21 protein-coding genes are annotated in these 26,341 nt (G+C 57.6%); 6 read left to right on the top strand and 15 right to left on the bottom strand.

Annotated elements, in window-relative coordinates:
- The first annotated feature begins 5 nt into the window (after positions 1 to 5).
- The 3 genes from kefF (at position 6) to folA (ending at position 2,988) form a co-directional block, all read left to right on the top strand.
- A complete protein-coding gene (kefF, locus tag D5066_RS12000) occupies positions 6 to 536 on the top strand; it encodes a glutathione-regulated potassium-efflux system oxidoreductase KefF (protein WP_119916067.1) in 531 nt (176 codons plus the stop codon).
- Entirely contained in the window at positions 529 to 2,394 is a 1,866-nt protein-coding gene (kefC, locus tag D5066_RS11995; RefSeq protein ID WP_119916066.1) for a glutathione-regulated potassium-efflux system protein KefC, read from the top strand. The genes kefF and kefC overlap by 8 nt, the downstream gene beginning before the upstream one ends.
- 114 nt (positions 2,395 to 2,508) lie before the next feature.
- Positions 2,509 to 2,988 (top strand): type 3 dihydrofolate reductase, encoded by a 480-nt coding sequence (gene folA, locus D5066_RS11985; RefSeq protein WP_006173915.1) that lies wholly within the window; start codon positions 2,509 to 2,511, stop codon positions 2,986 to 2,988.
- A 71-nt stretch (positions 2,989 to 3,059) separates the two neighbouring features.
- Here folA and apaH read toward each other — a convergent pair whose 3' ends face one another.
- The 6 genes from apaH to lptD are packed head-to-tail and all read right to left on the bottom strand — an operon-like array spanning position 3,060 to position 9,789.
- Positions 3,060 to 3,908 (bottom strand): bis(5'-nucleosyl)-tetraphosphatase (symmetrical) ApaH, encoded by an 849-nt coding sequence (apaH, locus tag D5066_RS11980; protein ID WP_119916065.1) that lies wholly within the window; start codon positions 3,906 to 3,908, stop codon positions 3,060 to 3,062.
- Positions 3,909 to 3,912: 4 nt separating this feature from the next.
- Positions 3,913 to 4,290: a Co2+/Mg2+ efflux facilitator ApaG/CorD gene (apaG, locus tag D5066_RS11975; protein ID WP_080328716.1), complete on the bottom strand. Its 378-nt coding sequence runs from the start codon at positions 4,288 to 4,290 to the stop codon at positions 3,913 to 3,915.
- A 3-nt stretch (positions 4,291 to 4,293) separates the two neighbouring features.
- Positions 4,294 to 5,115: a 16S rRNA (adenine(1518)-N(6)/adenine(1519)-N(6))-dimethyltransferase RsmA gene (rsmA, locus tag D5066_RS11970; protein ID WP_119916064.1), complete on the bottom strand. Its 822-nt coding sequence runs from the start codon at positions 5,113 to 5,115 to the stop codon at positions 4,294 to 4,296.
- Positions 5,112 to 6,098, bottom strand: coding sequence for a 4-hydroxythreonine-4-phosphate dehydrogenase PdxA (gene pdxA / locus D5066_RS11965; protein ID WP_119916063.1), 987 nt, complete (start codon positions 6,096 to 6,098; stop codon positions 5,112 to 5,114). The genes rsmA and pdxA overlap by 4 nt, the downstream gene beginning before the upstream one ends.
- Positions 6,098 to 7,384: a peptidylprolyl isomerase SurA gene (surA, locus tag D5066_RS11960; RefSeq protein ID WP_119916062.1), complete on the bottom strand. Its 1,287-nt coding sequence runs from the start codon at positions 7,382 to 7,384 to the stop codon at positions 6,098 to 6,100. Before surA ends, pdxA begins: the two co-directional genes overlap by 1 nt.
- A gap of 53 nt (positions 7,385 to 7,437) precedes the next feature.
- Positions 7,438 to 9,789 (bottom strand): LPS assembly protein LptD, encoded by a 2,352-nt coding sequence (lptD, locus tag D5066_RS11955; RefSeq protein WP_119916061.1) that lies wholly within the window; start codon positions 9,787 to 9,789, stop codon positions 7,438 to 7,440.
- A gap of 239 nt (positions 9,790 to 10,028) precedes the next feature.
- Between lptD and djlA the strand changes: the two genes are divergently transcribed.
- A complete protein-coding gene (gene djlA, locus D5066_RS11950; RefSeq protein ID WP_080328712.1) occupies positions 10,029 to 10,844 on the top strand; it encodes a co-chaperone DjlA in 816 nt (271 codons plus the stop codon).
- Between the two features lie 30 nt (positions 10,845 to 10,874).
- Here the strand turns inward: djlA and rluA are convergent, their stop codons facing one another.
- The 6 genes from rluA to araB all read right to left on the bottom strand — a co-directional run bounded on the left by rluA (position 10,875) and on the right by araB (position 20,980).
- The gene (rluA, locus tag D5066_RS11945; protein WP_119916060.1) at positions 10,875 to 11,534 is read right to left on the bottom strand and encodes a bifunctional tRNA pseudouridine(32) synthase/23S rRNA pseudouridine(746) synthase RluA; all 660 of its coding nucleotides are present in this window, start codon (positions 11,532 to 11,534) and stop codon (positions 10,875 to 10,877) included.
- 12 nt (positions 11,535 to 11,546) lie between these two features.
- Positions 11,547 to 14,453: an RNA polymerase-associated protein RapA gene (gene rapA, locus D5066_RS11940; protein ID WP_119916059.1), complete on the bottom strand. Its 2,907-nt coding sequence runs from the start codon at positions 14,451 to 14,453 to the stop codon at positions 11,547 to 11,549.
- A gap of 129 nt (positions 14,454 to 14,582) precedes the next feature.
- Complete coding sequence (polB, locus tag D5066_RS11935) at positions 14,583 to 16,940, bottom strand: DNA polymerase II (protein WP_119916058.1); 2,358 nt, start codon at positions 16,938 to 16,940, stop codon at positions 14,583 to 14,585.
- A gap of 74 nt (positions 16,941 to 17,014) precedes the next feature.
- Complete coding sequence (gene araD / locus D5066_RS11930) at positions 17,015 to 17,710, bottom strand: L-ribulose-5-phosphate 4-epimerase (RefSeq protein ID WP_119916057.1); 696 nt, start codon at positions 17,708 to 17,710, stop codon at positions 17,015 to 17,017.
- Between the two features lie 47 nt (positions 17,711 to 17,757).
- Positions 17,758 to 19,260, bottom strand: a complete 1,503-nt coding sequence (gene araA, locus D5066_RS11925; protein ID WP_080328707.1) for an L-arabinose isomerase — start codon at positions 19,258 to 19,260, stop codon at positions 17,758 to 17,760.
- Between the two features lie 10 nt (positions 19,261 to 19,270).
- A complete protein-coding gene (gene araB, locus D5066_RS11920) occupies positions 19,271 to 20,980 on the bottom strand; it encodes a ribulokinase (RefSeq protein WP_119916056.1) in 1,710 nt (569 codons plus the stop codon).
- A 337-nt stretch (positions 20,981 to 21,317) separates the two neighbouring features.
- Between araB and araC the strand changes: the two genes are divergently transcribed.
- Entirely contained in the window at positions 21,318 to 22,163 is an 846-nt protein-coding gene (gene araC, locus D5066_RS11915) for an arabinose operon transcriptional regulator AraC (RefSeq protein ID WP_119916055.1), read from the top strand.
- A 118-nt stretch (positions 22,164 to 22,281) separates the two neighbouring features.
- Complete coding sequence (locus D5066_RS11910) at positions 22,282 to 23,049, top strand: DedA family protein (protein ID WP_119916054.1); 768 nt, start codon at positions 22,282 to 22,284, stop codon at positions 23,047 to 23,049.
- Between the two features lie 29 nt (positions 23,050 to 23,078).
- Here D5066_RS11910 and thiQ read toward each other — a convergent pair whose 3' ends face one another.
- From thiQ to thiB, 3 genes are read right to left on the bottom strand one after another with little or no spacing between them, the layout of a single operon-like run.
- A complete protein-coding gene (gene thiQ / locus D5066_RS11905) occupies positions 23,079 to 23,780 on the bottom strand; it encodes a thiamine ABC transporter ATP-binding protein ThiQ (protein WP_080328704.1) in 702 nt (233 codons plus the stop codon).
- Positions 23,764 to 25,374: a thiamine/thiamine pyrophosphate ABC transporter permease ThiP gene (thiP, locus tag D5066_RS11900; protein ID WP_119916053.1), complete on the bottom strand. Its 1,611-nt coding sequence runs from the start codon at positions 25,372 to 25,374 to the stop codon at positions 23,764 to 23,766. Before thiP ends, thiQ begins: the two co-directional genes overlap by 17 nt.
- Positions 25,350 to 26,333 (bottom strand): thiamine ABC transporter substrate binding subunit, encoded by a 984-nt coding sequence (gene thiB, locus D5066_RS11895; RefSeq protein WP_119916052.1) that lies wholly within the window; start codon positions 26,331 to 26,333, stop codon positions 25,350 to 25,352. Before thiB ends, thiP begins: the two co-directional genes overlap by 25 nt.
- Positions 26,334 to 26,341 lie beyond the last annotated feature (8 nt).

Genomic DNA, 26,341 nt, shown 5'->3' with positions numbered 1-26,341 from the left:
AATCAATGATTCTGATAATTTATGCGCACCCTTATCCGCAGCACTCGCATGCGAATAAGCGGATGCTTGAGCAGGTAAGGACGCTTGATAACGTAGAGATACGTTTCCTCTATGAACTCTATCCCGATTTTAATATCGATATCGCCGCCGAACAGAAGGCGCTCTCCCGCGCCGATCTGATCATCTGGCAGCACCCCATGCAGTGGTACAGCACGCCCCCGCTCCTGAAACTGTGGATTGATAAAGTCTTCTCCCACGGCTGGGCGTACGGCCACAACGGCCATGCGCTAAAAGGCAAAAGCCTGATGTGGGCGGTGACCACCGGAGGAGGCGAAAGCCACTTTGATATTGGCGCTTTCCCGGGGTTTGATGTGCTGGCGCAGCCGCTGCAGGCGACGGCACTTTACTGTGGACTGACCTGGCTCCCGCCTTTTGCGATGCACTGCACGTTTGTTTGCGATGATGAAACGCTGCAGGCCCAGGCTCGCCACTACAAACAACGCTTACTTGAGTGGCAGGAGACGCACCATGGATAGCCATACGCTGATACAAGCGCTGATATATCTCGGCGCAGCGGCCCTGATTGTGCCGGTGGCGGTACGCCTGGGGCTGGGCTCGGTTCTTGGCTACCTGATTGCAGGCTGCGTCATCGGGCCGTGGGGCTTTCGTCTGGTGACGGATGCGGAGGCGATCCTCCATTTCGCTGAGATTGGCGTCGTGCTGATGCTGTTTATGATTGGCCTGGAGCTGGATCCGCAGAGGCTGTGGAAGCTTCGCGCCTCGGTATTCGGCGGAGGAGCGCTGCAGATGGTGGCCTGCGGCCTCCTGCTGGGTGGGTTCTGCATCCTGCTGGGCATGGAGTGGAAGGTCGCGGAGCTGATTGGCATGACGCTGGCGCTCTCCTCGACGGCGATTGCCATGCAGGCGATGAACGAGCGTAACCTGACGGTCTCGCAGATGGGACGCAGCGCGTTCTCGGTACTGCTGTTCCAGGATATTGCCGCTATTCCGCTGGTGGCGATGATCCCGCTGCTGGCCGCAAGCGGCTCGTCTACCACGCTGGGCGCTTTCGCGCTGTCGGCACTGAAGGTGGTGGGTGCGCTGGCCCTGGTGGTGCTGCTTGGTCGTTACGTAACCCGTCCGCTGCTGCGGTTTGTTGCCCGTTCTGGCCTGCGCGAAGTGTTCAGCGCCGTGGCACTGTTCCTGGTGTTTGGCTTTGGTTTGCTGCTGGAGGAAGCCGGGCTGTCGATGGCGATGGGGGCATTCCTCGCAGGCGTTCTGCTGGCGAGCTCTGAATACCGTCACGCGCTGGAAAGCGATATCGAACCGTTCAAAGGACTGCTGCTGGGGCTCTTTTTCATCGGCGTGGGGATGTCCGTCGACTTCGGCACGCTGGTCACGCATCCGCTGCGGATCGTCATCCTGCTCGTCGGTTTCCTGGTCATTAAAATGGTGATGCTGTGGCTGATTGCACGTCCATTGAAGGTGCCAAACAAACAGCGTCGCTGGTTTGCCGTACTGCTGGGGCAGGGGAGCGAATTTGCCTTTGTGGTGTTTGGTGCCGCGCAGATGGCAAACGTGCTCGATCCCGAGTGGGCGAAAGCGCTGACGCTTGCTGTTGCGCTGTCGATGGCCGCGACGCCTGTGCTGCTGGTGGTGCTGACGCGTCTGGAAAAATCAGGTAGCGAGCAGGAGCGCGAAGCCGACGAGATCGACGAGGAGCAGCCGCGCGTCATCATCGCCGGATTTGGCCGCTACGGGCAGATCGTGGGTCGTTTATTGCTGTCGAGCGGGGTGAAAATGGTCATCCTCGATCACGACCCCGATCATGTCGACACCCTGCGTAAATTTGATATGAAGGTGTTTTATGGCGATGCGACCCGCGTCGATCTGCTGGAGTCCGCCGGGGCGGCAAAAGCTGAGGTGTTGATTAACGCCATTGACGATCCGGAAACCAGCATGCAGATGGTGGAACTGGTCAAAGAACATTTCCCGGGGCTGACCATTATCTCCCGCGCGCGCGATGTGGATCATTACATCCGGCTGCGTCAGGCGGGCGTAGAGGCACCGGAGCGTGAAACGTTCGAAGGTGCGCTGAAGTCTGGCCGTATGGCGCTGGAAAATCTGGGGCTTGGCGCGTATGAAGCGCGCGAACGTGCGGACCTGTTCCGCCGCTTTAACACCGGGATGGTGGAAGAGATGGTGGCGATGGCTGGCAGCACGGCCACGGAGCGTGCGGCGGTGTTTAAACGCACCAGCGCGATGCTCACAGAAATCATTAACGAGGACCGTAATCACCTGTCGCTGATCCAGCGTCATGGCTGGCAGGGCACGGAAGAGGGCAAGCATACCGGCGATCCGGCTGACGAGCCCGAGAGTAAACCTTCCGCGTGAAGTGGAGTTGCCAGCAATAATAAAAAATTTCTGTATCTTTACCCTGCCGCCAGTCGACGAAAGATTAAGCTTTCCGTATAGTGGCGGCAATTTTTTGCATCCGGGAAATTTTCAATGATCAGTCTGATTGCAGCGCTGGCGGTGGACCGCGTTATCGGTATGGAAAATGCCATGCCGTGGAACCTGCCTGCCGATCTCGCATGGTTTAAACGTACTACGTTAAACAAGCCGGTAGTGATGGGCCGCCTGACCTGGGAGTCGATTGGTCGTCCATTACCGGGCCGTAAGAATATCGTTATCAGTAGCCAGCCGGGCACTGACGATCGCGTCGAATGGGTGAAGTCCGTTGATGAAGCGATTGCCGCCTGCGGTGACGCCGAAGAGATCATGGTGATTGGCGGTGGGCGTGTGTACGAGCAGTTCCTGCCAAAAGCGCAGAAGCTGTATCTGACCCACATTGATGCGGAAGTGGAAGGAGACACCCATTTCCCGGATTACGATCCGGACGAGTGGGAGTCCGTGTTCAGCGAATTCCATGATGCGGATGCGCAGAACTCCCACAGCTATTGCTTCGAGATTCTGGAACGTCGTTAGGTGATATACCCCTCACCCTAACCCTCTCCTCAAAGGGGAGAGGGGACTGTTCGGTGCGGTCTTTTGAACAGTCAGGAGGCGACAGCCTCACTTCCCCCTAAGTCCAGCTGTCGGTTGGACGGCTGAACAAAGTAAGCTTTATCTTCCCAGCGTAAGCAGGTTAACTCTCCGCCCCAGCAGCATCCGGTATCAAGACCGTAGATCCCTTCCGGTGTGCCTTTGCCTTCCAGTGCAGCCCAGTGACCAAATACGACGCTGTACTCGCTTGTCACCGGCCCTGGAATGGCAAACCATGGTTTGAGCGGGGCGGGCGCACTTTCCGGTGTCTCTTTGGAATACATGTCCAGCTGCCCGTTCGGGAAGCAGAAACGCATGCGGGTGAAAGCGTTGGTGATAAAGCGCAGGCGGGCCAGACCGCTGAGATCCTCGCTCCAGTGGTTTGGCATATCGCCGTACATGGCATCAAGGAAGAAAGGGTAGGAGTCGCTCGCCAGCACCGCTTCAACGTCACGCGCGCAGGTTTTAGCCGTCTCAAGATCCCATTGCGGGGTGATCCCGGCATGGGCCATGACCAGCTTTTTCTCCTCATCGACCTGCAGTAAAGGCTGACGACGCAGCCAGTTAATCAGTTCATCCGCGTCCGGCGCATCCAGCAGCGGAGAGAGGCGATCTTTGGGTTTATTACGGCTGATCCCGGCAAATACGGCCAGCAGGTGGAGATCGTGATTGCCCAGCACCATGCGCATGCTGTCGCCCAGCGATTTGACGAAACGTAAAACCTCAAGCGAGCCGGGGCCGCGTGCGACTAAATCGCCCGTCAGCCAGAGCGTGTCCTGTCCTGGCGTAAAGTCGACCTGTTTTAACAATGCGATCAGTTCATCGTAGCAACCGTGAACGTCGCCAATCAGATATGTAGACATTAGATTAATGAATGAGTGTGGTTACGGCGAGGCGGAACACAGGAATGGCAACGCGGAATTCGTTGCCATCGACGTCGACCATTTCATAATGGCCTTGCATGGTACCCATTGGCGTTTCAATCACCGCGCCGCTGGTGTACTGGTACTCTTCGCCAGGGGCGATGTGGGGCTGTTCACCCACCACACCTTCACCCTGAACTTCGATTTCACGGCCATTGCCGTTGGTGATAAGCCAGTAGCGCCCGCGCAGCTGCACGGGCATCCGCCCCAGATTGCGAATGGTCACGGTGTAAGCAAAGACAAAACGCTCTTCGTCCGGTGAGGACTGTGATTCAACATAGACGCTTTGTACATGGACACATACGCGGGGCGAATCAATCATGGCTTAACTCTCCTTCGGCGGCGCATTTTCGCTGATGTAATTAGCCAGCTTGCAATACTGGTCTACGGAAATGTTCTCCGCACGCATTGCCGGGTCGATCCCCAGCTCGGCTAACACCTCAACGGTAAACGAATTGCTCAGGCTGTTACGGATCGTTTTACGGCGCTGGTTAAAGGCTTCTGTCGTAATGCGGCTCAGCACGCGCAGATCTTTAACCGGATACGGTTTCGTTTTGTGCGGCACAAGGCGCACAACCGCAGAATCCACTTTCGGTGGTGGCGTGAACGCTGATGGCGGTACTTCAAGTACCGGGATCACGTTGCAGTAATATTGTGCCATCACGCTTAAACGACCATACGCTTTACTGTTCGGGCCTGCAACCAGACGGTTAACAACCTCTTTTTGCAACATGAAGTGCATGTCGGCAATGGCATCAGTATAGCTAAACAGGTGGAACATCAGCGGTGTGGAAATATTGTACGGCAGGTTACCGAACACGCGCAGCGGCTGGCCCATTTTCTCTGACAGTTCGCCAAAGTTCATGGTCATGGCATCCTGCTGATAAATGGTCAACTTCGGCCCGAGGAACGGGTGCGTTTGCAGGCGTGCGGCCAGATCGCGGTCCAGTTCGATGACGGTCAGTTCGTCGAGGCGTTCGCCTACCGGCTCGGTCAGCGCGGCAAGGCCCGGGCCGATTTCGACCATCGCCTGACCTTTTTGCGGATTAATAGCCGAGACAATGCTTTCGATCACGAACTGATCGTTAAGGAAGTTTTGCCCGAAACGTTTACGGGCTAAGTGGCCCTGATGGACTCGATTAGTCATTGAGTATTAACAATCATTTTGATGGCGAGATTAAGCGCCGTAATAAAACTGCCGACATCCGCCTTTCCCTGGCCTGCCAGATCCAGCGCAGTACCGTGGTCAACGGACGTTCGAATAAAAGGTAAACCGAGCGTGATATTCACGCCACGGCCAAAGCCCTGGTATTTTAGCACGGGCAGGCCCTGATCGTGGTACATCGCGAGCACGGCGTCGGCATTATCCAGGTATTTCGGCTGGAAAAGGGTATCCGCAGGCAGCGGGCCGCTAAGATTCATTCCTTTAGCGCGCATTTCTTCAAGCACAGGAATAATGGTGTCGATCTCTTCGGTGCCCATGTGCCCGCCTTCACCCGCATGAGGGTTCAGGCCGCAAACCAGAACGTGCGGCTGCTTGATGCCGAACTTTGTTTGCAGGTCGTGATGCAGGATCCCGATGATCTCCCGCAGCAGTTCCGGGGTGATGGCATCAGGAATGGCCTTGATCGGTAGATGGGTGGTCACGAGAGCAACGCGCATCGCTTCCGTCGCCAGCATCATCACCACTTTCGGGCTGTGCGAGCGCTCTTCGAAGAACTCGGTATGCCCGGTAAAGGGGATGCCCGCTTCGTTGATGACGCCCTTATGCACGGGGCCGGTGATCAGAGCGGCAAATTCGCCCTTCAGGCAACCGTCGCAGGCACGGGCAAGGGTTTCCACGACATAGTGGCCGTTTTCCGTGCTGAGCTGGCCTGGGACGACCAGTGTACGAAGGGGAACGGGAAGCAGCGTGAGCGTACCGGCCTGCTGTGGTGCGGGCTGTTGACCTTCAACGTAAGGGATGAGCGTTAAAGGCAGACCGAGCAGCGTGGCCCGGTCTTGTAACAGTGTTGCATCCGCGCAGACAACCAGTTCCACCGGCCAGCTGCGCTGGGCAAGCTGGACAACGAGGTCAGGCCCAATCCCGGCAGGTTCGCCGGGCGTGATAACAACACGATGCGGTTTCATTAGTTGCTCAGCACTTTCACGTAAGCACTGGCGCGCTGTTCCTGCATCCAGGTTGCTGCTTCTTCAGAGAACTTACGGTTAAACAGCATACGGTAGGCTCTGTCTTTCTGCGCCGCATCCGTTTTGTCCACGTTGCGGGTGTCCATCAGCTCGATCAGATGCCAGCCGAACGACGAGTGAACCGGTGCACTGATCTGGCCTTTGTTCAGCTTCATCAGCGCATCGCGGAAGGCAGGATCGTAAATATCCGCAGCCGCCCAGCCCAGATCGCCGCCCTGGTTCGCAGAGCCTGGATCCTGAGAGAACTCTTTCGCTGCATTGGCAAACGAGGTTTTACCGCTCTTAATGTCCGCAGCAATCTGTTCCAGCTTCGCACGCGCCTGATCGTCAGTCATGATCGGTGACGGTTTCAGCAGAATGTGGCGGGCGTGAACTTCAGTGACTGAAATGTTCTGGCTCTGACCGCGCAGATCGTTCACTTTCAGAATGTGGAAACCTACGCCTGAACGGATTGGACCTACGATATCGCCTTTCTTCGCCGTGCTCAGCGCCTGGGCAAAGATGGATGGCAGCTCCTGAATACGTCCCCAGCCCATCTGGCCGCCTTTCAGCGCCTGTTGGTCAGCGGAGTAGGTGATTGCCAGCTTGCCGAAATCGCCGCCGTTACGCGCCTGGTCGACGATAGAACGCGCCTGGCTTTCTGCTTCCGCAGCCTGATCGGACGTTGGATTCTCTGGCAATGGGATCAGAATGTGGCTCAGGTTCAGCTCTGTGCTCGCATCGTTCTGGTTACCCACCTGTTTTGCCAGCGCGTCTACTTCCTGCGGCAGGATCGTGACGCGACGACGCACTTCATTGTTACGCACTTCTGAAATCAGCATCTCTTTACGGATCTGATTACGGTAGGTGGCGTAGCTGATGCCATCATAGGCCAGACGGCTGCGCATCTGGTCCAGGGACATGTTGTTCTGCTTCGCAATGTTCGTGATGGCCTGATCGAGCTGCTCGTCAGTCACCTTCACACCCATTTTCTGACCCATCTGCAGGACAATCTGATCCATGATCAGACGTTCCAGGATCTGGTGGCGCAGCGTGGCGTCATCCGGAAGTTGCTGACCCGCTTCGCCCGAATTGAGCTTCACGGATTTCATCAGACCATCAACGTCACTTTCGAGCACGACGCCGTTGTTAACGACAGCGGCGACCTTATCAACAACCTGGGGGGCCGCGAAGCTGGTATTCGCAATCATAGCGACACCAAGCAGCAGCGTTTTCCAGTTCTTCATACTTTTTCCATTTCAATTAACCGCAAAGCGGATTACGTTGTAAATCAAGCACATTACAAAGAACTACTGTACGGCAGAATGTTCGAACGCAGCATCTGATGTGTGCCAAGGCCGTAGTTGGAGCTCAGGCCGCGCAGTTCGACATTAAAGCCAATCACGTTATCGTATTTGCTCTGATTGTTTACAGTGTCCCAGCCGTTAAGCTTACGCTCGTAACCGACGCGCAGCGCGTAACAGCAGGAGTTATATTGCAGCCCCACCATCTGGTCAGCTGGCTTGTTCGCGTTAGTGTCAAAGTAGTAAGCGCCTACGATTGACCAGCGGTCGGCGATAGGCCAGCTTGCTGCGCCACCCACCTGCGAGATGCCGTCTTTATACTGTTCATTGCCAGCATAAGAAGGCAATGTTGCCTGAATATATTCCGGGCTGGCATAACGATACGTCAACTGTACCATGCGGTCTTCATCGCGACGGTACTCGATAGCGGCACTGCTTGTGGCGATATTATCGAGGCGAGTGTCATATTGCACACCACCACGCAGACCCCAACGGTCAGTCATGCGCCAGTACGTGTCTCCCGCCCAAACCAGCGAGCCCGTTTTGTTGTCTTTCTCCCAGTTAATGTTGTCATCACCGGTACGTGACTCGGTGAAATAGTAGATTTGACCAACAGAAACGTTAAAACGTTCAACGGCGGCATCATCATAAACACGTGTTGTGACGCCGGTCGTTAACTGGTTAGCGGATGCAATACGGTCCAGACCGCCGTAAGTACGGTCACGGAACAGGCCGCTGTAGTCAGACTGCAGTAAAGAGGAGTCGTAGTTCTGAATCTTGCTCTGATCGCGGTACGGTACGTACAAATACTGCATACGTGGCTCAAGCGTCTGGGTATAACCATCCGCCAGCAGGCCCATATCACGCTCGAAGATCAGCTTGCCGTCCATTTTGAACTGCGGAAGCGTTCGGTTAACTGACTCTTCCAGATGCGTATTGTTCGTGGTGTTGTAGTTATCAACATTTTTTTGCTGATAGTGTGTCGCCATCAGCTTGGCTTCGGTATTCAGGCTTGCCCAGTCGTTAGACCACGGCAGATTGATCGTCGGCTCAATGTGAACACGCGTGGCTTCCGGCATGTCCGAATCCGTGTTCACGAAATGTACCGCCTGAGCGTAAACCCGGGTGTCGAATGGACCTACGTTATTCTGATACCAGTTAACGTCCAACTGCGGCTCTGCGCCATAGGTCGGCGTGGACTGGTCAGAGAATACCTGGAACTGCTTGGTCGAGACGGTGGCATCAAAGTTTTGCACCGCATAGCCTACGCTGAATTTCTGCGTGGCATAGCCATCTGTGCTTGAACCGTATTTGGACGAGAAGTCGTTAAAATAAGATGAGTCGCTAACTTTGGTATAGTCAACGTTAAAGCGCCACACCTTATCCATCACCCCGGCATGCTGCCAGAAGAATAACCAGCGGTGTTTATCGCCTTCTTTAGGGTGCTCATCCTGGAAAACCTTATCCGACGGCAGGTAATCCAGCTCCATCAGGCCAGCACCTGCCTGAGTCAGATAGCGGAACTCGTTTTCCCACATGACGTTGCCGCGCTTATGGATATAGTGCGGCGTGATCGTGGCGTCCATGTTGGGCGCGATGTTCCAGTAATACGGCAGGTAGAACTCAAAGTAGTTCGTGGTGCTGTATTTGGCGTTAGGGATCAGGAAACCTGAGCGGCGCTTGTCACCTACCGGAAGCTGAAGATAAGGGCTGTAGAATACCGGCACCGGACCCAGCTTGAAGCGGGCGTTCCAGATCTCCGCGACCTGTTCTTCACGGTCGTGAATCACTTCGCTCCCGACCACGCTCCAGGTATTTGAACCCGGCAGACACGAGGTGAAGGAACCATTTTCCAGAATCGTATAGCGGTTTTCACCGCGCTGTTTCATCAGGTCCGCTTTACCGCGACCCTGGCGACCCACCATCTGGTAATCACCTTCCCAGATGTTAGTGTCTTTGGTATTCAGGTTTGACCAGCCTTTCGGACCTTTCAGGATGACCTGATTGTCGTCATAGTGCACATTACCCAGCGCATCCACCGTTCGTACCGGCTCGGCCGCACCATCCGGCTGTTTCTGGTGCAACTGCACTTCGTCCGCCTGCAGGCGGCTATTGCCCTGGTTAATATCCACATTGCCCGTAAACGTGGCATTGTCAGGATAAGTACCTTTAGAGCTATCGGCAGTAATGGTTACCGGCAAGCTATTTGTATCGCCCTTCACCAGTGGACGATTATAACTTGGGACGCCAAGCATACACTGCGAGGCGAGATCGGCCGCCAGCCCCTGTTGACTGTACAGGGCGGTGCCAATCATTGTGGCCAGGAGGGTGGGGATACGTTTTTTCATACGTTGTATTTTATTGTTCCGTCATCAGTGGCTACGGCTTACAAACGCTCAGAGACTATCTTACTCATCAGCGCAGTACCAGCGTTAATCCTGCCCGTTTGCGTGCCAGAGTGTTAGGCTCGCTATCGAATGACGAGTATGATAAAGCAAATTATAGGCGATGTCCTTCAATTGACCGTGGCTTGAACACTGTGATGATGACGTTGCGTCGGCCAGGAATATGACTATCCGGGGAGTATATGCAGTATTGGGGTAAAATAATCGGCGTTGTGTTCGCCATCATCATGGGTGCCGGGTTCTGGGGAATTGTGCTTGGGCTTATTATTGGCCATATGTTTGATAAGGCGCGCAGCCGCAAAATGGCCTGGTTTGCCAACCAGCGCGAGCGTCAGTCGCTCTTTTTCTCCACCACCTTTGAGGTCATGGGGCACTTAACCAAATCCAAAGGGCGTGTAACCGAAGCCGATATTCAGATTGCCAGCGTCTTTATGGATCGCATGAACCTGCATGGTGAATCCCGCCTGGCGGCGCAGAATGCATTTCGCATCGGTAAAGCCGACAACTATCCGCTGCGTGAAAAGATGCGCCAGTTCCGCAGCATCTGCTTCGGACGTTTTGATTTAATTCGGATGTTTCTGGAAATCCAAATCCAGGCGGCGTTTGCCGACGGCTCGCTTCACCCGAATGAACGTGATGTCCTGTACGTTATCGCGGAAGAGCTGGGCATCTCCCGTATGCAGTTCGACCAGTTCCTGCGCATGATGCAGGGCGGTGCCCAGTTTGGCGGCGGCTATCACCAGCAGTCGTCCGGTGGTGCCTGGCAGCAGGCGCAGCGTGGTCCGACACTGGAAGATGCCTGTAACGTGCTGGGCGTGAAGCCTTCTGACGATCAGACCACCATTAAACGTGCCTACCGTAAGCTGATGAGCGAGCATCACCCTGACAAGCTGGTGGCGAAAGGTTTACCGCCGGAAATGATGGAGATGGCGAAGCAAAAAGCGCAGGAAATTCAGAAAGCGTACGAGCTTATTAAAGAGAAGAAAGGTTTCAAATAAGAAAAAGCCCGACGATGTCGGGCTTTTTTTTCAGAAGTCCACCGGGGCTTTAAACGTCATCGCGTTCCCGAAGGCCGGATGAGTGATGGTGAGCGTTTGCGCATGGAGCTGCAGGCGTGATGCTAACGCCAGCGCTTCCGGCGGCGCGTAAAAGCGGTCGCCCAGAATCGGGTGACCCAGGGCAAGCATATGCACGCGCAGCTGGTGTGAACGCCCGGTAATCGGTTTAAGCAGCACGCGCGCGGTGTTATCCGCCGCGTACTCCAGCACTTCATACTCGGTCTGCGCGGCCTTGCCGGTTTCATAGCACACCTTCTGCTTTGGCCGGTTCGGCCAGTCGCAGATCAGCGGCAAATCCACCAGCCCTTCCGCCTGCGCCGGGTGGCCCCAGACGCGGGCAACATACTGCTTTTTCGGCTCGCGCTCGCGGAACTGACGCTTCAGCTCGCGCTCCGCCGCTTTATTTAGCGCCACCACAATCACACCGCTGGTGGCCATGTCCAGGCGATGGACGGACTCGGCCTGCGGATAATCGCGCTGAATGCGTGTCATCACGCTGTCCTTGTGCTCATCCAGACGCCCCGGCACGGATAACAGGCCGCTTGGCTTGTTGACCACCATAATGTGCTCGTCCTGATACAGAATGACCAGCCAGGGATCCTGCGGCGGATTATACGGCTCCATCACCATCTTGCGCTCCGTTTACTGATGCGTCACAACGATAAGACGCAGGGCATCCAGACGCCAGCCTGCCTGATTCAGGCTTTCCAGCACCTGCTGACGGTTGCTTTCAATCGCTGCCAGTTCGTCGTCGCGAATGTTCGGGTTGACCGCTTTTAACGCTTCCAGACGTGACAGCTCCGCAGACAATTTCTCGTCGGCCTCACTGCGCGCCGCGTCGATCAGCACTCTGGCCGCTTTCTCGGCCTGGGTTTCACCCAGCTGGAGAATCGCGTGCACGTCCTGCTGCACCGCGTTCACCAGCTTGCTGCCGGTATGACGGTTCACCGCACTCAGCTGACGGTTGAAGCTTTCGAACTCCACCTGTCCGGCCAGGTTCGTACCGTTTTTATCCAGCAGCAAACGCACCGGCGTTGGCGGCAGGAAACGGTTGAGCTGAAGCTGTTTCGGCGCCTGCGCTTCCACAACGTAGATCAGCTCCAGCAGCAGCGTACCCACCGGCAACGCTTTGTTTTTCAACAGGGAGATGGTGCTGCTGCCGGTATCGCCGGAGAGGATCAGGTCCAGCCCGTTACGGATCAGCGGGTGTTCCCAGGTGATGAACTGGGCATCTTCGCGGGACAGCGCCACATCACGCTCGAAGGTGATGGTGCAGCCATCTTCCGGCAGGCCCGGGAAATCCGGAACCAGCATGTGGTCTGACGGGGTTAATACGATCAGGTTCTCGCCACGATCGTCCTGGTTAATCCCGACAATGTCGAACAGGTTCATGGAGAAGCTGATCAGACTGGTGTCGTCATCTTGTTCTTCAATGCTCTCGGCAAGCGCCTGCGCTTTTTCACCGCCGTTGGAGTGGATCTCCAGCAGGCGATCGCGACCCTGTTCAAGCTGCGCCTTCAGCGCTTCATGTTTCTCGCGACAGGATTTAATCAGATCGTCAAAACCGTCGGTATTTTCCGGCGCGGCCAGATAACCGATCAGATCGCCATGTACCTGGTCATAAATGGTGCGACCCGTCGGGCAGGTATGCTCAAACGCATCCAGACCTTCGTGGAACCAGCGCACCAGTACGGACTGGGCAGTTTTTTCCAGGTACGGCACGTGGATCTGAATATCATGCGCCTGGCCGATACGATCCAGACGGCCGATACGCTGCTCCAGCAGATCCGGGTTGAACGGCAGATCGAACATCACCAGATTGCTGGCGAACTGGAAGTTGCGCCCTTCAGAACCGATTTCGGAACACAGCATCACCTGCGCGCCGCTGTCCTCTTCACCGAACCACGCCGCCGCGCGGTCGCGCTCGACGATAGACATGCCTTCGTGGAACACGGCGGCACGAATGCCTTCGCGTTCGCGCAGAACCTGCTCCAGCTGCAGCGCGGTGGCGGCTTTGGCGCAGATCACCAGCACTTTCTGGGAGCGGTGCGCGGTCAGGTAGCCCATCAGCCACTCCACGCGCGGGTCGAAGTTCCACCATGTGCCGGTATCGCCTTCAAACTCCTGATAAATCTGTTCCGGGTAGAGCATGTCACGCGCGCGCTCTTCCTGAGTTTTGCGCGCGCCCATAATGCCGGAGACTTTAATCGCCGTCTGATACTGCGTCGGCAGCGGGAGCTTGATAGTGTGCAGCTCGCGTTTCGGGAACCCTTTCACGCCGTTACGGGTGTTACGGAACAGCACGCGGCTGGTACCGTGACGGTCCATCAGCATGTCGATCAGCTCTTTACGCGCGGATTCCGCATTGTCGCTGTCGCTGTTCGCAGCTTGCAAAAGCGGCTCGATATCCTGTTCGCCAATCAGATCGCTCAGGGTGTTGAGTTCGTCGTTTGAGAGACGTTTACCCGCCAGCAGCAGCGCGACGGCATCCGCAACCGGGCGGTAGTTATTCTGCTCTTCCACGAACTGCGCGAAGTCGTGGAAGCGGTTTGGATCGAGCAGGCGCAGACGGGCGAAGTGACTTTCCAGACCGAGCTGCTCCGGCGTTGCGGTCAGCAGCAGGACGCCAGGTACGCGCTCGGCAAGCTGTTCAATCGCCATATATTCACGGCTTGGGGCATCTTCACTCCACACCAGGTGGTGCGCTTCGTCGACAACCATCAGATCCCATTCGGCATCGCACAGGTGCTCAAGACGCTGCTTGCTGCGGCGCACGAAGTCCAGCGAGCAGATCACCAGCTGTTCGGTTTCAAACGGGTTATCCGCGTCGTGCTGCGCTTCGGCATAGCGCTCGTCGTCGAACAGGGAGAAGCGCAGGTTAAAGCGGCGCAGCATCTCAACCAGCCACTGGTGCTGCAGGGTTTCAGGCACGACAATCAGCACGCGCTCGGCAGCGCCGGAAAGCAGCTGCTGGTGCAGGATCATACCCGCTTCGATGGTTTTCCCCAGGCCCACTTCATCTGCCAGCAGCACGCGAGGTGCGTGGCGACGGCCCACGTCATGAGCGATATTCAACTGGTGGGGGATCAGGCTGGTGCGCTGGCCGCGCAGTCCGCTCCACGGCATGCGGTACTGTTCGCTCTGGAACTTGCGCGCGCGGTAGCGCAGGGAGAAACGATCCATACGGTCGATTTGCCCGGCAAACAGGCGGTCCTGCGGCTTGCTGAACACCAGTTTGCTGTCGAGCAGCACTTCACGCAGGATAACATTGGCTTCATCCGTATCAAGGCGAGTACCAATGTAGGCGAGCAGTCCATTTTCTTCTTTTACGTCTTCAATCTTGAGCTGCCAGCCGTCGTGGCTGGTCACGGTGTCACCCGGATTGAACATCACGCGGGTCACAGGGGAGTCATTGCGAGCGTACAGGCGGTTTTCACCGGTGGCAGGGAAGAGGAGGGTAACCATGCGCGCATCGACGGCAACGACGGTTCCTAATCCAAGTTCGCTTTCTGTATCGCTGATCCAGCGTTGACCAAGTGTAAAAGGCATAGTTGTTCGGCTCTAATCTTTAATTGCAGGCAATAGTTCGACCCCCGTCAAAAAAAGACGGTCATCGAAAAATGGGTCCGGGAATGGAAAGGGCGCTATGGTACTGGATGGCAGCCATTTCGTCACGCGTCAAAATAGGCCAAGTTGCCCTGTCACTAGTGTAGCAAAATCATCGTCGATGAAGGGCAAAATTCCCTCCGCGACTGGCTGAAGCTGGCGCGTCAGGTAGTGATCGTAATCGAGCGGCGATTGCTGATAATCAACCGGCTCCGGGCCGCTGGTAGTCCAGACGTATTTGATGCTGCCACGGTTCTGATACTGCGGCGCGCGTCCCCGGCGCACGTTCTCTTCGTCCGCCAGACGCGCGGCGCGCACGTGGGGCGGGACGTTGCGCTGGTACTCCGCCAGCGGGCGACGCAGGCGTTTGCGATAGACCAGCTGGTCATCCAGCTCGCCGGCCATCAGGCTGGCGATGGTTTCGCGGATGTAGTCCTGATAGGGCTCGTTGCGAAATATCCGCAGATAGAGCGTCTTCTGGAACTGCTGGGCCAGCGGGGTCCAGTCGGTGCGCACTGTTTCCAGCCCTTTAAAGACCATCCGCTGCGTGTCGGCTTCCTGAATCAAACCGGCGTAGCGCTTCTTGCTGCCCTGGTCGGTTCCGCGGATGGTGGGCATTAAAAAGCGGGCGAAATGCGTTTCAAATTCCAGCTCCAGCGCGCTGCTTAACCGCTCTTTTTGCAAATGCTTTTGCCACCATTCATTTACGAAGGCCACCAGATCTTTGCCGATTCGCGAGGCATCGTCTTCCGAGTGTGCGCCTTTCAGCCATACAAAGGTGGAGTCCGTGTCGCCGTAAATAACGTCATAGCCCCGGGATTCAATCAGCGCTTTAGTCTGGCGCATAATCTCATGCCCGCGCATGGTGATGGACGACGCCAGACGGGGATCAAAGAAGCGGCAGGCGCTGGTGCCCAACACGCCGTAAAAGGCGTTCATGATGATTTTCAACGCCTGTGATAGCGGCTTATTACCGTAGCGTTTCGCCTCGTCGCGGCCGTGCCAGATGTTTCCCACAATTTCAGGCAGGCAGTGTTTTTCCCGTGAGAAGCGGGCCCCGAGAAAACCTTCCGTGCTGTGTTCAGCATCCGGCTGCGCCATGCCCTCAACCAGCCCCACCGGGTCAATCAGGAAGGTGCGGATAATTGACGGGTAGAGGCTTTTGTAGTCCAGCACCAGAACCGAATCATACAGTCCTGGACGGGAGTCCATCACGTAGCCGCCGGGGCTGGCCTGGGGCGGTACGTCGCCGAGATTAGGGGCGACATATCCCGCACGGTGCATCCGTGGAAAATAAAGGTGGCTAAACGCAGCAACCGATCCGCCGTGCCTGTCGACCGCAAGACCGTTCACCGTCGCCCGCTCCAGCAGGAACGGCATGATCTCGGTTTTGTGGAAAATCTGCGTCACCAGCTCGCAGTCTTTCAGGTTATAGGTGGCGAGCGCCGGTTTGTCTTCGTTAAAGCGCCGGTCGATCTCGTCCATGCGGTCCCACGGATTGTCGATGGATTTACCTTCACCCAGCAGCTCCTGCGCCACCGCTTCGAGAGAGAAAGAGGAGAAATTCCAGAAGGCGGACTTAAGCGCCTCGATGCCGTCGATAACCAGGCGGCCGTTGGCCTGCGCAAAGAACACGCCGTTCTTAAAGCCGTGCTCGCGCCACTCCAGCTCCGTATTTCCGCGCCCGAGCATCAGCGGGATGCGATACCGCTCGGCGTGTTTTTGCAGGACGCGCAGGTCAAACTGCACCACGTTCCAGCCGATCAGCACGTCCGGATCGTGCTCGGCAAACCACTGGTTAAGCTTCTCCAGCAGCTGCGGGCGGCTGTTGACGTACTCAAGCTGAAAATCGAGCGCGGACGCATCGCCGTTCGGCGGCCCGAGCATATAGACAACCCGCTGTCCGCAGCCTTCCAGACCAATACAGTACAGTTCACCGTGGCGGGTGGTCTCGATATCCAGCGAGACCCACTTCAGCGGCGGGCGATAGTGCGGGTTAGGTTTCAGACGCGCGTTAACGAGGCTGCCGTTGTGCGCGGTGCCGTCGACCCAGACGGGGGCGGTGATGAACCGCTCCATCAGAAAACGTTCCGGCGGGCGGATATCCGCTTCGTAGAGCGTCACGCCCGCTTCGCGGAGCAGTTTTTCATAGCGCATCAGCTGTCGATGGGCGCGACAGTAGAGGCCGTAAACCAGCTGGCGGTGGAAATCTTTCAATTCAAGCGGCGTGATGCGCCAGCCGTTTTCGCCGCGCAGCAGCTGTTTCACTTTTTCGACGTGGGCTTCAGGAATAAAGGCCACGGATTCCTGTGGCGGCAACGTGACCTGCAGCGGGCCGTTGTCCGTAGCCAGCCAGAATTCAACCTCAGTGCCCTGAGGCGTATCCCGCCAGTGTCGGGTCAGTAAAAAACCTTCTTGCGCCTGCGCCACGCCGTTATCCCATAAAACAAAACCAGGCCTGATTATAGCCTGGTTGAATATTTTATGCTGGGTATATATACAGTTTACTGTCCGTAATAGGCCTTCGCGCCGTGCTTGCGAAGATAATGCTTATCCAGCAGGGTTTGCTGCATATCCGGCAGCTGCGGCGCGAGCTGGCGACAGAAGATCCCCATATAGGCCACCTCTTCGAGGACTATGGCGTTATGCACCGCGTCTTCCGCGTTTTTACCCCAGGCAAACGGGCCGTGGGAGTGCACCAGCACGCCGGGCATCTGCGCCGCGTCGATTCCCTGTTTCTCGAAGGTTTCGACAATCACGTTACCCGTTTCCCACTCGTACTCACCGTTGATCTCTGCATCGGTCATCAGGCGCGTGCAGGGAATGGTGCCGTAAAAATAGTCCGCGTGCGTGGTGCCGGTGGCCGGGATGGACTGACCCGCCTGCGCCCAGATGGTCGCGTGACGCGAATGGGTATGCACAATCCCGCCGATAGTCGGGAATGCCTGGTACAACAGACGGTGGGTGGGCGTGTCGGAGGAGGGCTTTTTGTTGCCTTCCACCACTTTACCCGTTTCGATACTGACCACCACCATATCTTCTGCGGTCATCACCGTGTAATCCACGCCGGAAGGCTTGATCACGAACACGCCTTTTTCCCGGTCAACGGCGCTGACGTTCCCCCAGGTGAGGGTCACCAGGTTATGTTTTGGCAGCGCCAGGTTGGCTTCGAGTACCTGACGTTTGAGATCTTCTAACATCGTTGTCTCCCTGCCCGGTGAGCGTCGCGTCACCGGGCATTCCGTACTTAGCGTTTTGAACCGTAATAGACTTCGTTCCAGCGCAGCGCGTCTTTGAAGGCTGGCAGGCGGGTGTCGTTATCAATCACGGTCAGTTCGATATCGTGCAGCTCGGCGAACTGACGCATGTCGTTGAGGTCCAGCGCGTGGCTGAAGACGGTATGGTGCGCACCACCCGCCAGGATCCACGCCTCTGACGCGGTTGGCAGGTCCGGTTGAGCCTTCCACAGGGCGTTGGCGACCGGCAGTTTCGGCAGAGAATGCGGGGTTTCAACCGCATCGACGCAGTTCACCAGCAGGCGGAAACGATCGCCGAGGTCGATCAGGCTGGCGTTGATGGCCGGGCCAGTACGGGTGTTGAAGATCAGACGCGCCGGATCCGCTTTACCGCCGATGCCGAGATACTGCACGTCGAGGATCGGTTTCTCTTCGACGGCGATCGTCGGACACACTTCCAGCATGTGCGAGCCAAGCACCAGGTCGTTGCCGTTCTCGAAGTGGTACGTATAGTCCTCCATAAAGGAGGTGCCGCCCTGCAGACCGGTCGACATCACCTTCATGATGCGAAGCAGAGCGGCAGTTTTCCAGTCGCCTTCGCCCGCAAAGCCATAGCCCTGCTGCATCAGACGTTGTACCGCCAGACCCGGCAGCTGTTTCAGGCCGTGGAGGTCTTCAAAAGTGGTGGTAAAGGCATGGAAACCGCCCTGTTCCAGGAAGCGTTTCATGCCCAGCTCGATGCGTGCCGCATCCAGCACGTTCTGGCGCTTGTCGCCGTTGATTTGTGCCGCAGGCGTCAGGCGGTAGCTGCTTTCGTACTCGTCCACCAGCGCGCTCACGTCGCCATCGCTGATTTCATTCACCACCTGCACCAGGTCGCCCACCGCCCAGGTATTCACGGAGAAGCCGAACTTGATCTGCGCGGCCACTTTGTCGCCGTCGGTGACCGCCACTTCACGCATGTTGTCGCCGAAACGCACCACTTTCAGGTGACGGGTATCCTGCTTAGAGACCGCCTGACGCATCCAGGAGCCGATACGTTGTTGCGCCTTGCCGTCCTGCCAGTGGCCGGTGACTACCGCGTGCTGCTGGCGCATGCGCGCGCCGATGAAGCCGAACTCGCGGCCGCCGTGTGCGGTCTGGTTCAGGTTCATGAAGTCCATATCGATGCTGTCCCACGGCAGGGAGGCGTTGAACTGGGTATGGAACTGCAGCAGCGGTTTGTTGAGGATCGACAGGCCGTTGATCCACATTTTGGCCGGCGAGAAGGTGTGCAGCCACACAACCAGGCCAGCGCATTTATCGTCATAGTTGGCGTCACGGCAGATATTGGTGATTTCGTCCGGCGTGGTGCCCAGCGGCTTCAGCACCAGCTTGCACGGCAGTTTGGCTTCCGCATTCAGCGCGTTAACCACGTGCTCCGCGTGTTTCGTTACCTGCTGCAGCGCTTCCGGTCCGTACAGATGCTGGCTGCCAATCACAAACCACACTTCATAGTTATTAAAAATGGTCATCATCGTGTCCTTAATGGGTCAGGGTTGCCGTAGTGTCCGCGGTGCTTTTGGCCGGGGCGGCGACAGGGAGATAGTGAAGCTCGGCGCTTTTTGACCACTGCTGGTAGCGCTGATAAAGCTGTTCGAAGCGTTGTGCCTGCCGGGCGCGCGGCTGGAGCGTGTTTTCGACGGCGCTCGCCATATGCTGCTGCGCGGTCGGGATGTCGGCATGGATGCCTGCGGCCACGGCGGCGAAAATCGCTGCGCCGAGCGCGCAGCACTGATCGGAGGCCACAATCTGCAGCGGACGGTTCAGCACGTCGCAGCAGGCCTGCATGATCACCGGGTTTTTACGGGCGATGCCGCCCAGCGCCATCACGTTATTCACGTCGATGCCCTGTTCGGTGAAGCACTCCATAATGGCGCGGGCACCGAAGGCGGTTGCGGCAATCAAACCGCCGAACAGCGCCGGGGCGTCGGTCGCCAGGTTGAGATCGGTAATCACCCCTTTCAGGCGCTGGTTGGCAAACGGCGTACGGCGGCCGTTAAACCAGTCCAGCACCACCGGCAGGTGTTCGAGAGACGGATTTTTTGCCCAGGCTTCGGTGAGCTGCGGCAGAAGCTGCTTTTTGCTCTCGGCAATCTGGGTTTTCAGCTCAGGATGCGCCGCCGCCAGCTGGTCCAGCGGCCAGCCGAGCACGCGGCCAAACCAGGCGTAGATATCGCCAAACGCGGACTGACCGGCTTCAAGGCCGATAAAGTCCGGCACCACGCTGCCGTCAACCTGGCCGCAGATGCCTTTCACCGCGCGGTCGCCGACGCTGGCTTTATCTGCCGTCAGGATGTCGCAGGTTGAGGTGCCGATAACTTTGACCAGCGTGTTTGGCTGCGCGCCCGCGCCCACGGCGCCCATATGACAGTCAAACGCGCCGCCGGAGATGGTTACGTTTTGCGGCAGGCCGAGGCGTTTCGCCCACTCTTCGCAGAGCGTGCCGACCGGAATATCGGCGGTGAAGGTGTCGGTAAACAGCGGGTATGTCAGATTCTTGTTGATGATCGGGTCGAGCTCGTCGAAAAACGCGGCTGGCGGCAGGCCGCCCCAGCTTTCATGCCACAGGGATTTGTGCCCGGCGCTGCAGCGGCCGCGGCGGATGTCCTGCGGACGGGTAGTCCCGGAGAGCAGGGCTGGCACCCAGTCGCACAGCTCAATCCACGATGCCGCCGCCTGCGCAACGGAGGCGTCGGCGCGGGTAACGTGGAGGATTTTGGCCCAGAACCACTCGCTGGAGTAGATCCCGCCGATGTAGCGCGAGTAGTCGGTTTTACCCGGCTGGTGGCATAAACGGGTAATGGCTTCTGCCTCTTCTACGGCGGTATGGTCTTTCCACAGTACGAACATGGCGTTCGGGTTGTCGGCAAACTCGGGGCGCAGCGCCAGCACGCGGCCTTCAGCGTCTACCGGGGCTGGCGTTGAGCCGGTGCTGTCGACGCCAATGCCCACGACATCGGCCCGCTGGGCGTCGGTCAGTTCGGCCAGTACGGTTTTGATCGCCGCTTCCATCGACTCGATGTAGTCGCGCGGGTGGTGACGGAACTGGTTGTTCGGCGCGTCGCAGTAGCGCCCCTCTTGCCAGCGCGGATAAAACTCAACGCTGGTTGCTATCTCCTGGCCGGACGTACAGTCCACTGCCAGCGCGCGAACCGAGTCGCTGCCAAAATCGAGGCCAATTGCAATTGCCATGGTGTTGCTCCATCCAAAAAACAGGTATGGAAGAACATTAGAGACTGGGGGCGAAAATCGTCAGGCAGGATCCGCTAATCTTATGGACTAAATTGCTGTTGCGATTGAAAGTGTGACGCCGTGCAAATATTCAATGTGGACATTTCTGCCGCACTTATAGACACTTTTGTTACTGCTTATCTGCCCGTGCTGGCGGAGAAATCAGGGGGAAAGGCTGAAACATGGCGGACGTAAAAGAGGCGTGATGCTTTTAAGATCTTTTTGCGGGCCATTTTTAACCTGCTTTTAGTGATATGGACAATTGGTTTCCTTCAGGACCTTTGGGAGAACTGAATCTATGGCCGAACCGCAAAACGATCCCCTGCTGCCGGGATACTCGTTTAACGCGCACCTTGTGGCGGGACTGACCCCTATCGAGGCCGAGGGATATCTCGATTTTTACGTCGACCGACCGCTCGGCATGAAAGGATATATTCTCAACCTGACCGTACGCGGGGAAGGGGTGATCAAAAACGGCGATCGGCAGTTTATCTGCCGCCCCGGCGATATGTTGCTGTTCCCGCCAGGGGAAATCCACCACTACGGGCGTCACCCGGACGCCAAAGAGTGGTATCACCAGTGGGTCTATTTCCGTCCGCGCGCCTACTGGCAGGAGTGGCTGTCGTGGCCGGCCATTTTCGCGCAAACCGGTTTTTACCGTCCGGATGAGGCGCATCTGGCGCAGTTTCGTGAGCTGTTCGCGCAGATTATTGAGGCGGGGCAGGCGGGCGGGCGTTACGCCGAGCTGCTGGCCATTAACCTGCTCGAGCAGGTGCTGCTGCGCCGCATGGAGGCCATCAACGAATCCCTTAACCCACCGCTGGACAACCGCGTCCGCGACGCCTGCCAGTACATCAGCGACCATCTGGCCGACACCCAGTTTGATATCGCCAGCGTCGCCCAGCACGTCTGCCTGTCGCCGTCGCGGCTCTCACATCTGTTCCGCCAGCAGCTTGGCGTCAGCGTGCTGAGCTGGCGTGAAGATCAGCGCATCAGCCAGGCGAAACTGCTGCTTAGCACCACCCGGATGCCTATCGCGACCGTCGGACGCAACGTGGGCTTTGAAGATCAGCTCTATTTTTCTCGCGTGTTTAAGAAGTGCACTGGCGCCAGCCCGAGCGAATTCCGCGCGGGATGTGAATAAACGGTAAACATTCAGGTGAACTTCAGGAGCATCCTGTAAACTATTCAGACAATTGATGCCTTGACGCGGTGCAGGGCGCTAAGCAGAATCGCCGATTCGTTTTCTGACCGGAATAGTTATGCAGGCATTGCTGGAACACTTTATTACCCAGTCCGTTATGTACTCGCTCATCGCCGTGGCGCTGGTGGCGTTTCTCGAATCGCTGGCGCTGGTTGGGCTGATCCTGCCCGGCACCGTGATGATGGCGGGGCTCGGTGCGCTGATCGGTAGCGGTGAGGTCAATTTCTGGCAGGCGTGGCTGGCCGGGATTATCGGCTGCCTGCTGGGCGACTGGATCTCCTTCTGGCTGGGCTGGCGCTTTAAGAAGCCGCTGCACCGCTGGTCGTTTATGAAGAAGAACAAAGCGCTGCTGGATAAAACCGAGCATGCGCTGCACCAGCATAGCATGTTCACCATTCTCGTCGGCCGCTTTGTCGGGCCAACGCGTCCGCTGGTGCCGATGGTGGCGGGGATGCTCGATCTGCCCGTCGCGAAGTTTGTAGTGCCGAACATTATCGGCTGCGTCTTCTGGCCGCCGTTTTACTTCCTGCCGGGTATCCTGGCGGGGGCGGCGATCGATATCCCTGACGGTATGCAAAGCGGTGAGTTTAAGTGGCTGCTGCTGGGAACGGCGGTACTGCTGTGGCTGGCGGCCTGGCTCTGCTGGCGCCTGTGGCGCAGCGCGAAAGCCAGCGTCGATCGCCTGACGCGCTATCTCCCGCGCGCGCGCCTGATCTGGCTGGCCCCGCTGACGCTGGGTGTGGCCGTGGTGGCCCTGGTCGCGCTGATTCGCCACCCGCTGATGCCAGTGTACGGCGAGATTTTATTAAAAGTGGTCAGCCGTTAAGGACTTTTCCCTCTCCCTTGGAGAGGGCATCAGACCGTACGAATGCCCAACAATGAAGACGCCCCCGCTTTACCACTCAGCAGTTCTTCCGTTTCCCCATCCCATAGAATACGTCCTTCGGCAATGACCACCGATCGGGGCGCAATCCGTGCGGCATCTTCAATGCTGTGCGACACCATCAGCATCGTGATCTGCTCGCGCTGGCAAACCTCCTCCACCAGCGAGAGCATCTCCTGGCGCAGCGCGGGATCGAGCGCCGAGAACGGCTCATCAAGCAGCAGGATCGGCTGCTCGCGCACCAGACAGCGCGCCAGCGCCACGCGCTGGCGCTGGCCGCCGGAAAGCTCGCCTGGCAGTCTGTCGATGAAGGCGGAAAGCCCCATTTGTTCGGCGATCGCCGCCAGCTTTTGCCGCTGCGCAGCATCGAGTTTTAACCCCGGATCCATCCCCAGCGCGATGTTCTGCCACACCGTAAGATGATTGAACAAATTGTTTTCCTGAAACAGCATCGATACCGGGCGTTTAGCCGGAGGGGCATGGGTGAAATCACGATTATCGATGACTATCGACCCGCTGGCAGGCGGCAAAAAACCGGCAATTAAATTGAGCAGGGTACTTTTTCCCGCGCCGCTTGGGCCAAGTACAGCGACCATCTCCCCCTGACGCACGGAGAGCGTGAAGCGCATCGGCAGATGCTGGTAAAGCCAGGTTACATCAGTCAGTTTTAACATCACGCCCCGGGAGTTTTTCGATAACGGTAAATAACGCAAAGCACAGCACCAGCAGTAAAAGTGCCGTGACCGCGCCGTCCTGGCTGCGATAGGAGCCAATTTGCTGATAAAGCCAGAACGGCAGCGTGCGGAAATCTTCATTGCCAAAGAGCGCCACTACGCCAAAATCGCCAATCGACAGCACGCAGGCGAAGGCCAGCGCCTGGGCGAGCGGGCGTTTCAGCGCGCGGAGTTCCACCACTTTCAGACGCTGCCAGCCTTTCATGCCCAGCGACTGGCACAGCAAACTGTAGCGGCTATTGACGTCGCGCATCGGGTTTTCCAGCACCTTGAGCGCGTAAGGGATGGCCATCAGTGCGTTGGTGAAAATGACGATGCCGTCGGCGCTTTCCGGCAGGCCGATGGTGCTGTTGAACAGCAAAAAGAACCCTGTCGCCAGCACGATGCCCGGCATTGCCAGAATCAGCATGCCCGACAGCTCCAGCGCGTGTCCGGCTCTACGGGCATGTCGCGCGTACAGCTCGCGGCTGCTCCAGAGCAGCATCATGGTCAGCGTCACGCAGATTAGCCCCGCTGCCAGCGCGATGCGCAATGAGGTCCATGTCGCTTGCCAGAGGACGGGTTGTTGCAGTACTGACAGCACGTTCATATTCAGACCATCAACGATAACAGCCAGCAGTGGTGGCAGCAGAAGCAGGAGCGCCAGCGCGATCAGCATAAAATCCGAGACACGGCTGTGCAGGCTGTCCTGCGGATCGCGCCAGCCTGTAATGCTGTTGCTTCCTGCGGGAATCGCTTTACTCAGACGCTGGCTCAGCAACACCAGCACAAGGCAGCACGCCATCTGCACCATCGCCAGCAGCGCGGCGCGGCCCGGATCGTAGTCGTAACTTAAGGCCTGATAGATTGCCAGCTCGATGGTAGTCGCCTGCGGCCCGCCGCCGAGAGAGAGCACGGTGGCAAAGCTGGCAAAGCAGAGCATAAAGATCAGTGCGGCTACCGGGGCAATCTGGCGGCGCAGCCACGGCCATTCAACAAAGCGGAAGAATGACCAGCCGCGCATGCCGAGTTGGGCGGCAATCTGGCGCTGCTCACCGGGTATGTTCTCCAGCGCCTGCAAAAAGAGACGCGTCGCCATTGGCATATTGAAAAAGACGTGCGCAAGCAGAATGCCCTTCAGCCCGTAGGGAGAGAAGGTCCATTCCAGGCCTGAAGACGCAAAGAGCGAGGCCAGCCAGCCCTGGCGACCGTAGACGCTCAGAATACCAAAAACGGCCACCAGAACCGGCAGGATCAGCGTCATGGCGCACAGGCGCAGCAGCGCCTGCCTGCCGGGAAAGCGTCTGCGGTACAGCGCCCGCGCGAGGAAGATGGCCGGGAGCGTCGACAGCAGCGCGGAGAGAAACGCCTGCCAGAAGGAGAACCGGATAACGTGCCAGAGATAGCTGTCGTGCCAGAGCGCAAACAGGTCGCTCTCCGGCGCGTTAAACCACAGTGCAAGGAACGCCCCCAGGCTGACCGCCACCATCAGCAGGGCGGCGAACAGACCGGGCATTAACCAGCCGGGAATTAACGGCTGACGGCGCGTTGCCATTCACTTACCCATGCGGTACGCTGCGCGGCAACCTGCTGCGGCGTAAACTCCAGCGAGGCTGTTGGTTTGGTCAACTGCTCGAAACCTGCGGGCAGCGCAACGTCAGTGACCGGATACATCCAGTTGCCCGCGGGAATGGCGTTCTGGAACGCCGGTGAAACCATAAATTTCAGGAACTTCTCGGCCAGTTCTGGCTGCTTGCTGGCGGCGGTACGGGCTGCCACTTCCACCTGCAGGTAGTGACCTTCAGCGAAATTCGCAGCCGCGTAGTTGTCTTTCTTCTCGGCGATAATGTGGTAGGCCGGAGAGGTGGTGTAGCTCAGCACCAGGTCGCTTTCTCCTTTCAGGAACAGGCCGTAGGCTTCGCTCCAGCCTTTGGTGACGGTGACGGTATTAGCGGCCAGCTTCTGCCACGCTTCCGGCGCTTTATCCCCGTAGACTTTCTGCATCCACAGCAGCAGGCCCAGACCCGGCGTGCTGGTACGCGGATCTTCGTAAATCACGCGCCACTTCTGGTCACTTTCGACCAGCTCTTTCAGGCTCTTCGGCGGGTTTTTCAGCTTGTTTTTGTCGTAGACAAAAGCAAAGTAGCCGTAATCGAACGGCACAAAGGTGTCGTTTTTCCAGCCCCCCGGCACGTTAACGGCATCTGCCGCCACGCCGCTTTTGGTAAACAGTTTGGTCTGCGTCGCGGCTTCAAGCAGGTTGTTATCCAGCCCGAGCACCACGTCGGCCTTGCTGTTTTTACCTTCCATGCGCAGACGGTTGAGCAGCGACACGCCATCTTCCAGCGCCACGAACTTCAGCTCGCAGTTGCAGTCGGCTTCGAAAGCTTTTTTCACTACCGGGCCAGGGCCCCAGTCAGCGGAGAAGGAGTCGTAGGTGTAGACCGTCAGGACGGGCTTAGCAAAAACAGGCAGCGCAACCAGCGCCAGCAGGGGAAGAACGTTTTTTAACACTTTGCACC

The sequence above is a fragment of the Enterobacter chuandaensis genome (assembly GCF_003594915.1).
Classification (GTDB): Bacteria; Pseudomonadota; Gammaproteobacteria; order Enterobacterales; family Enterobacteriaceae; genus Enterobacter; species Enterobacter chuandaensis.
The sequence above is the reverse complement of the archived record's forward strand: the minus strand, read 5'-3'. Positions and strand labels throughout refer to the sequence as shown.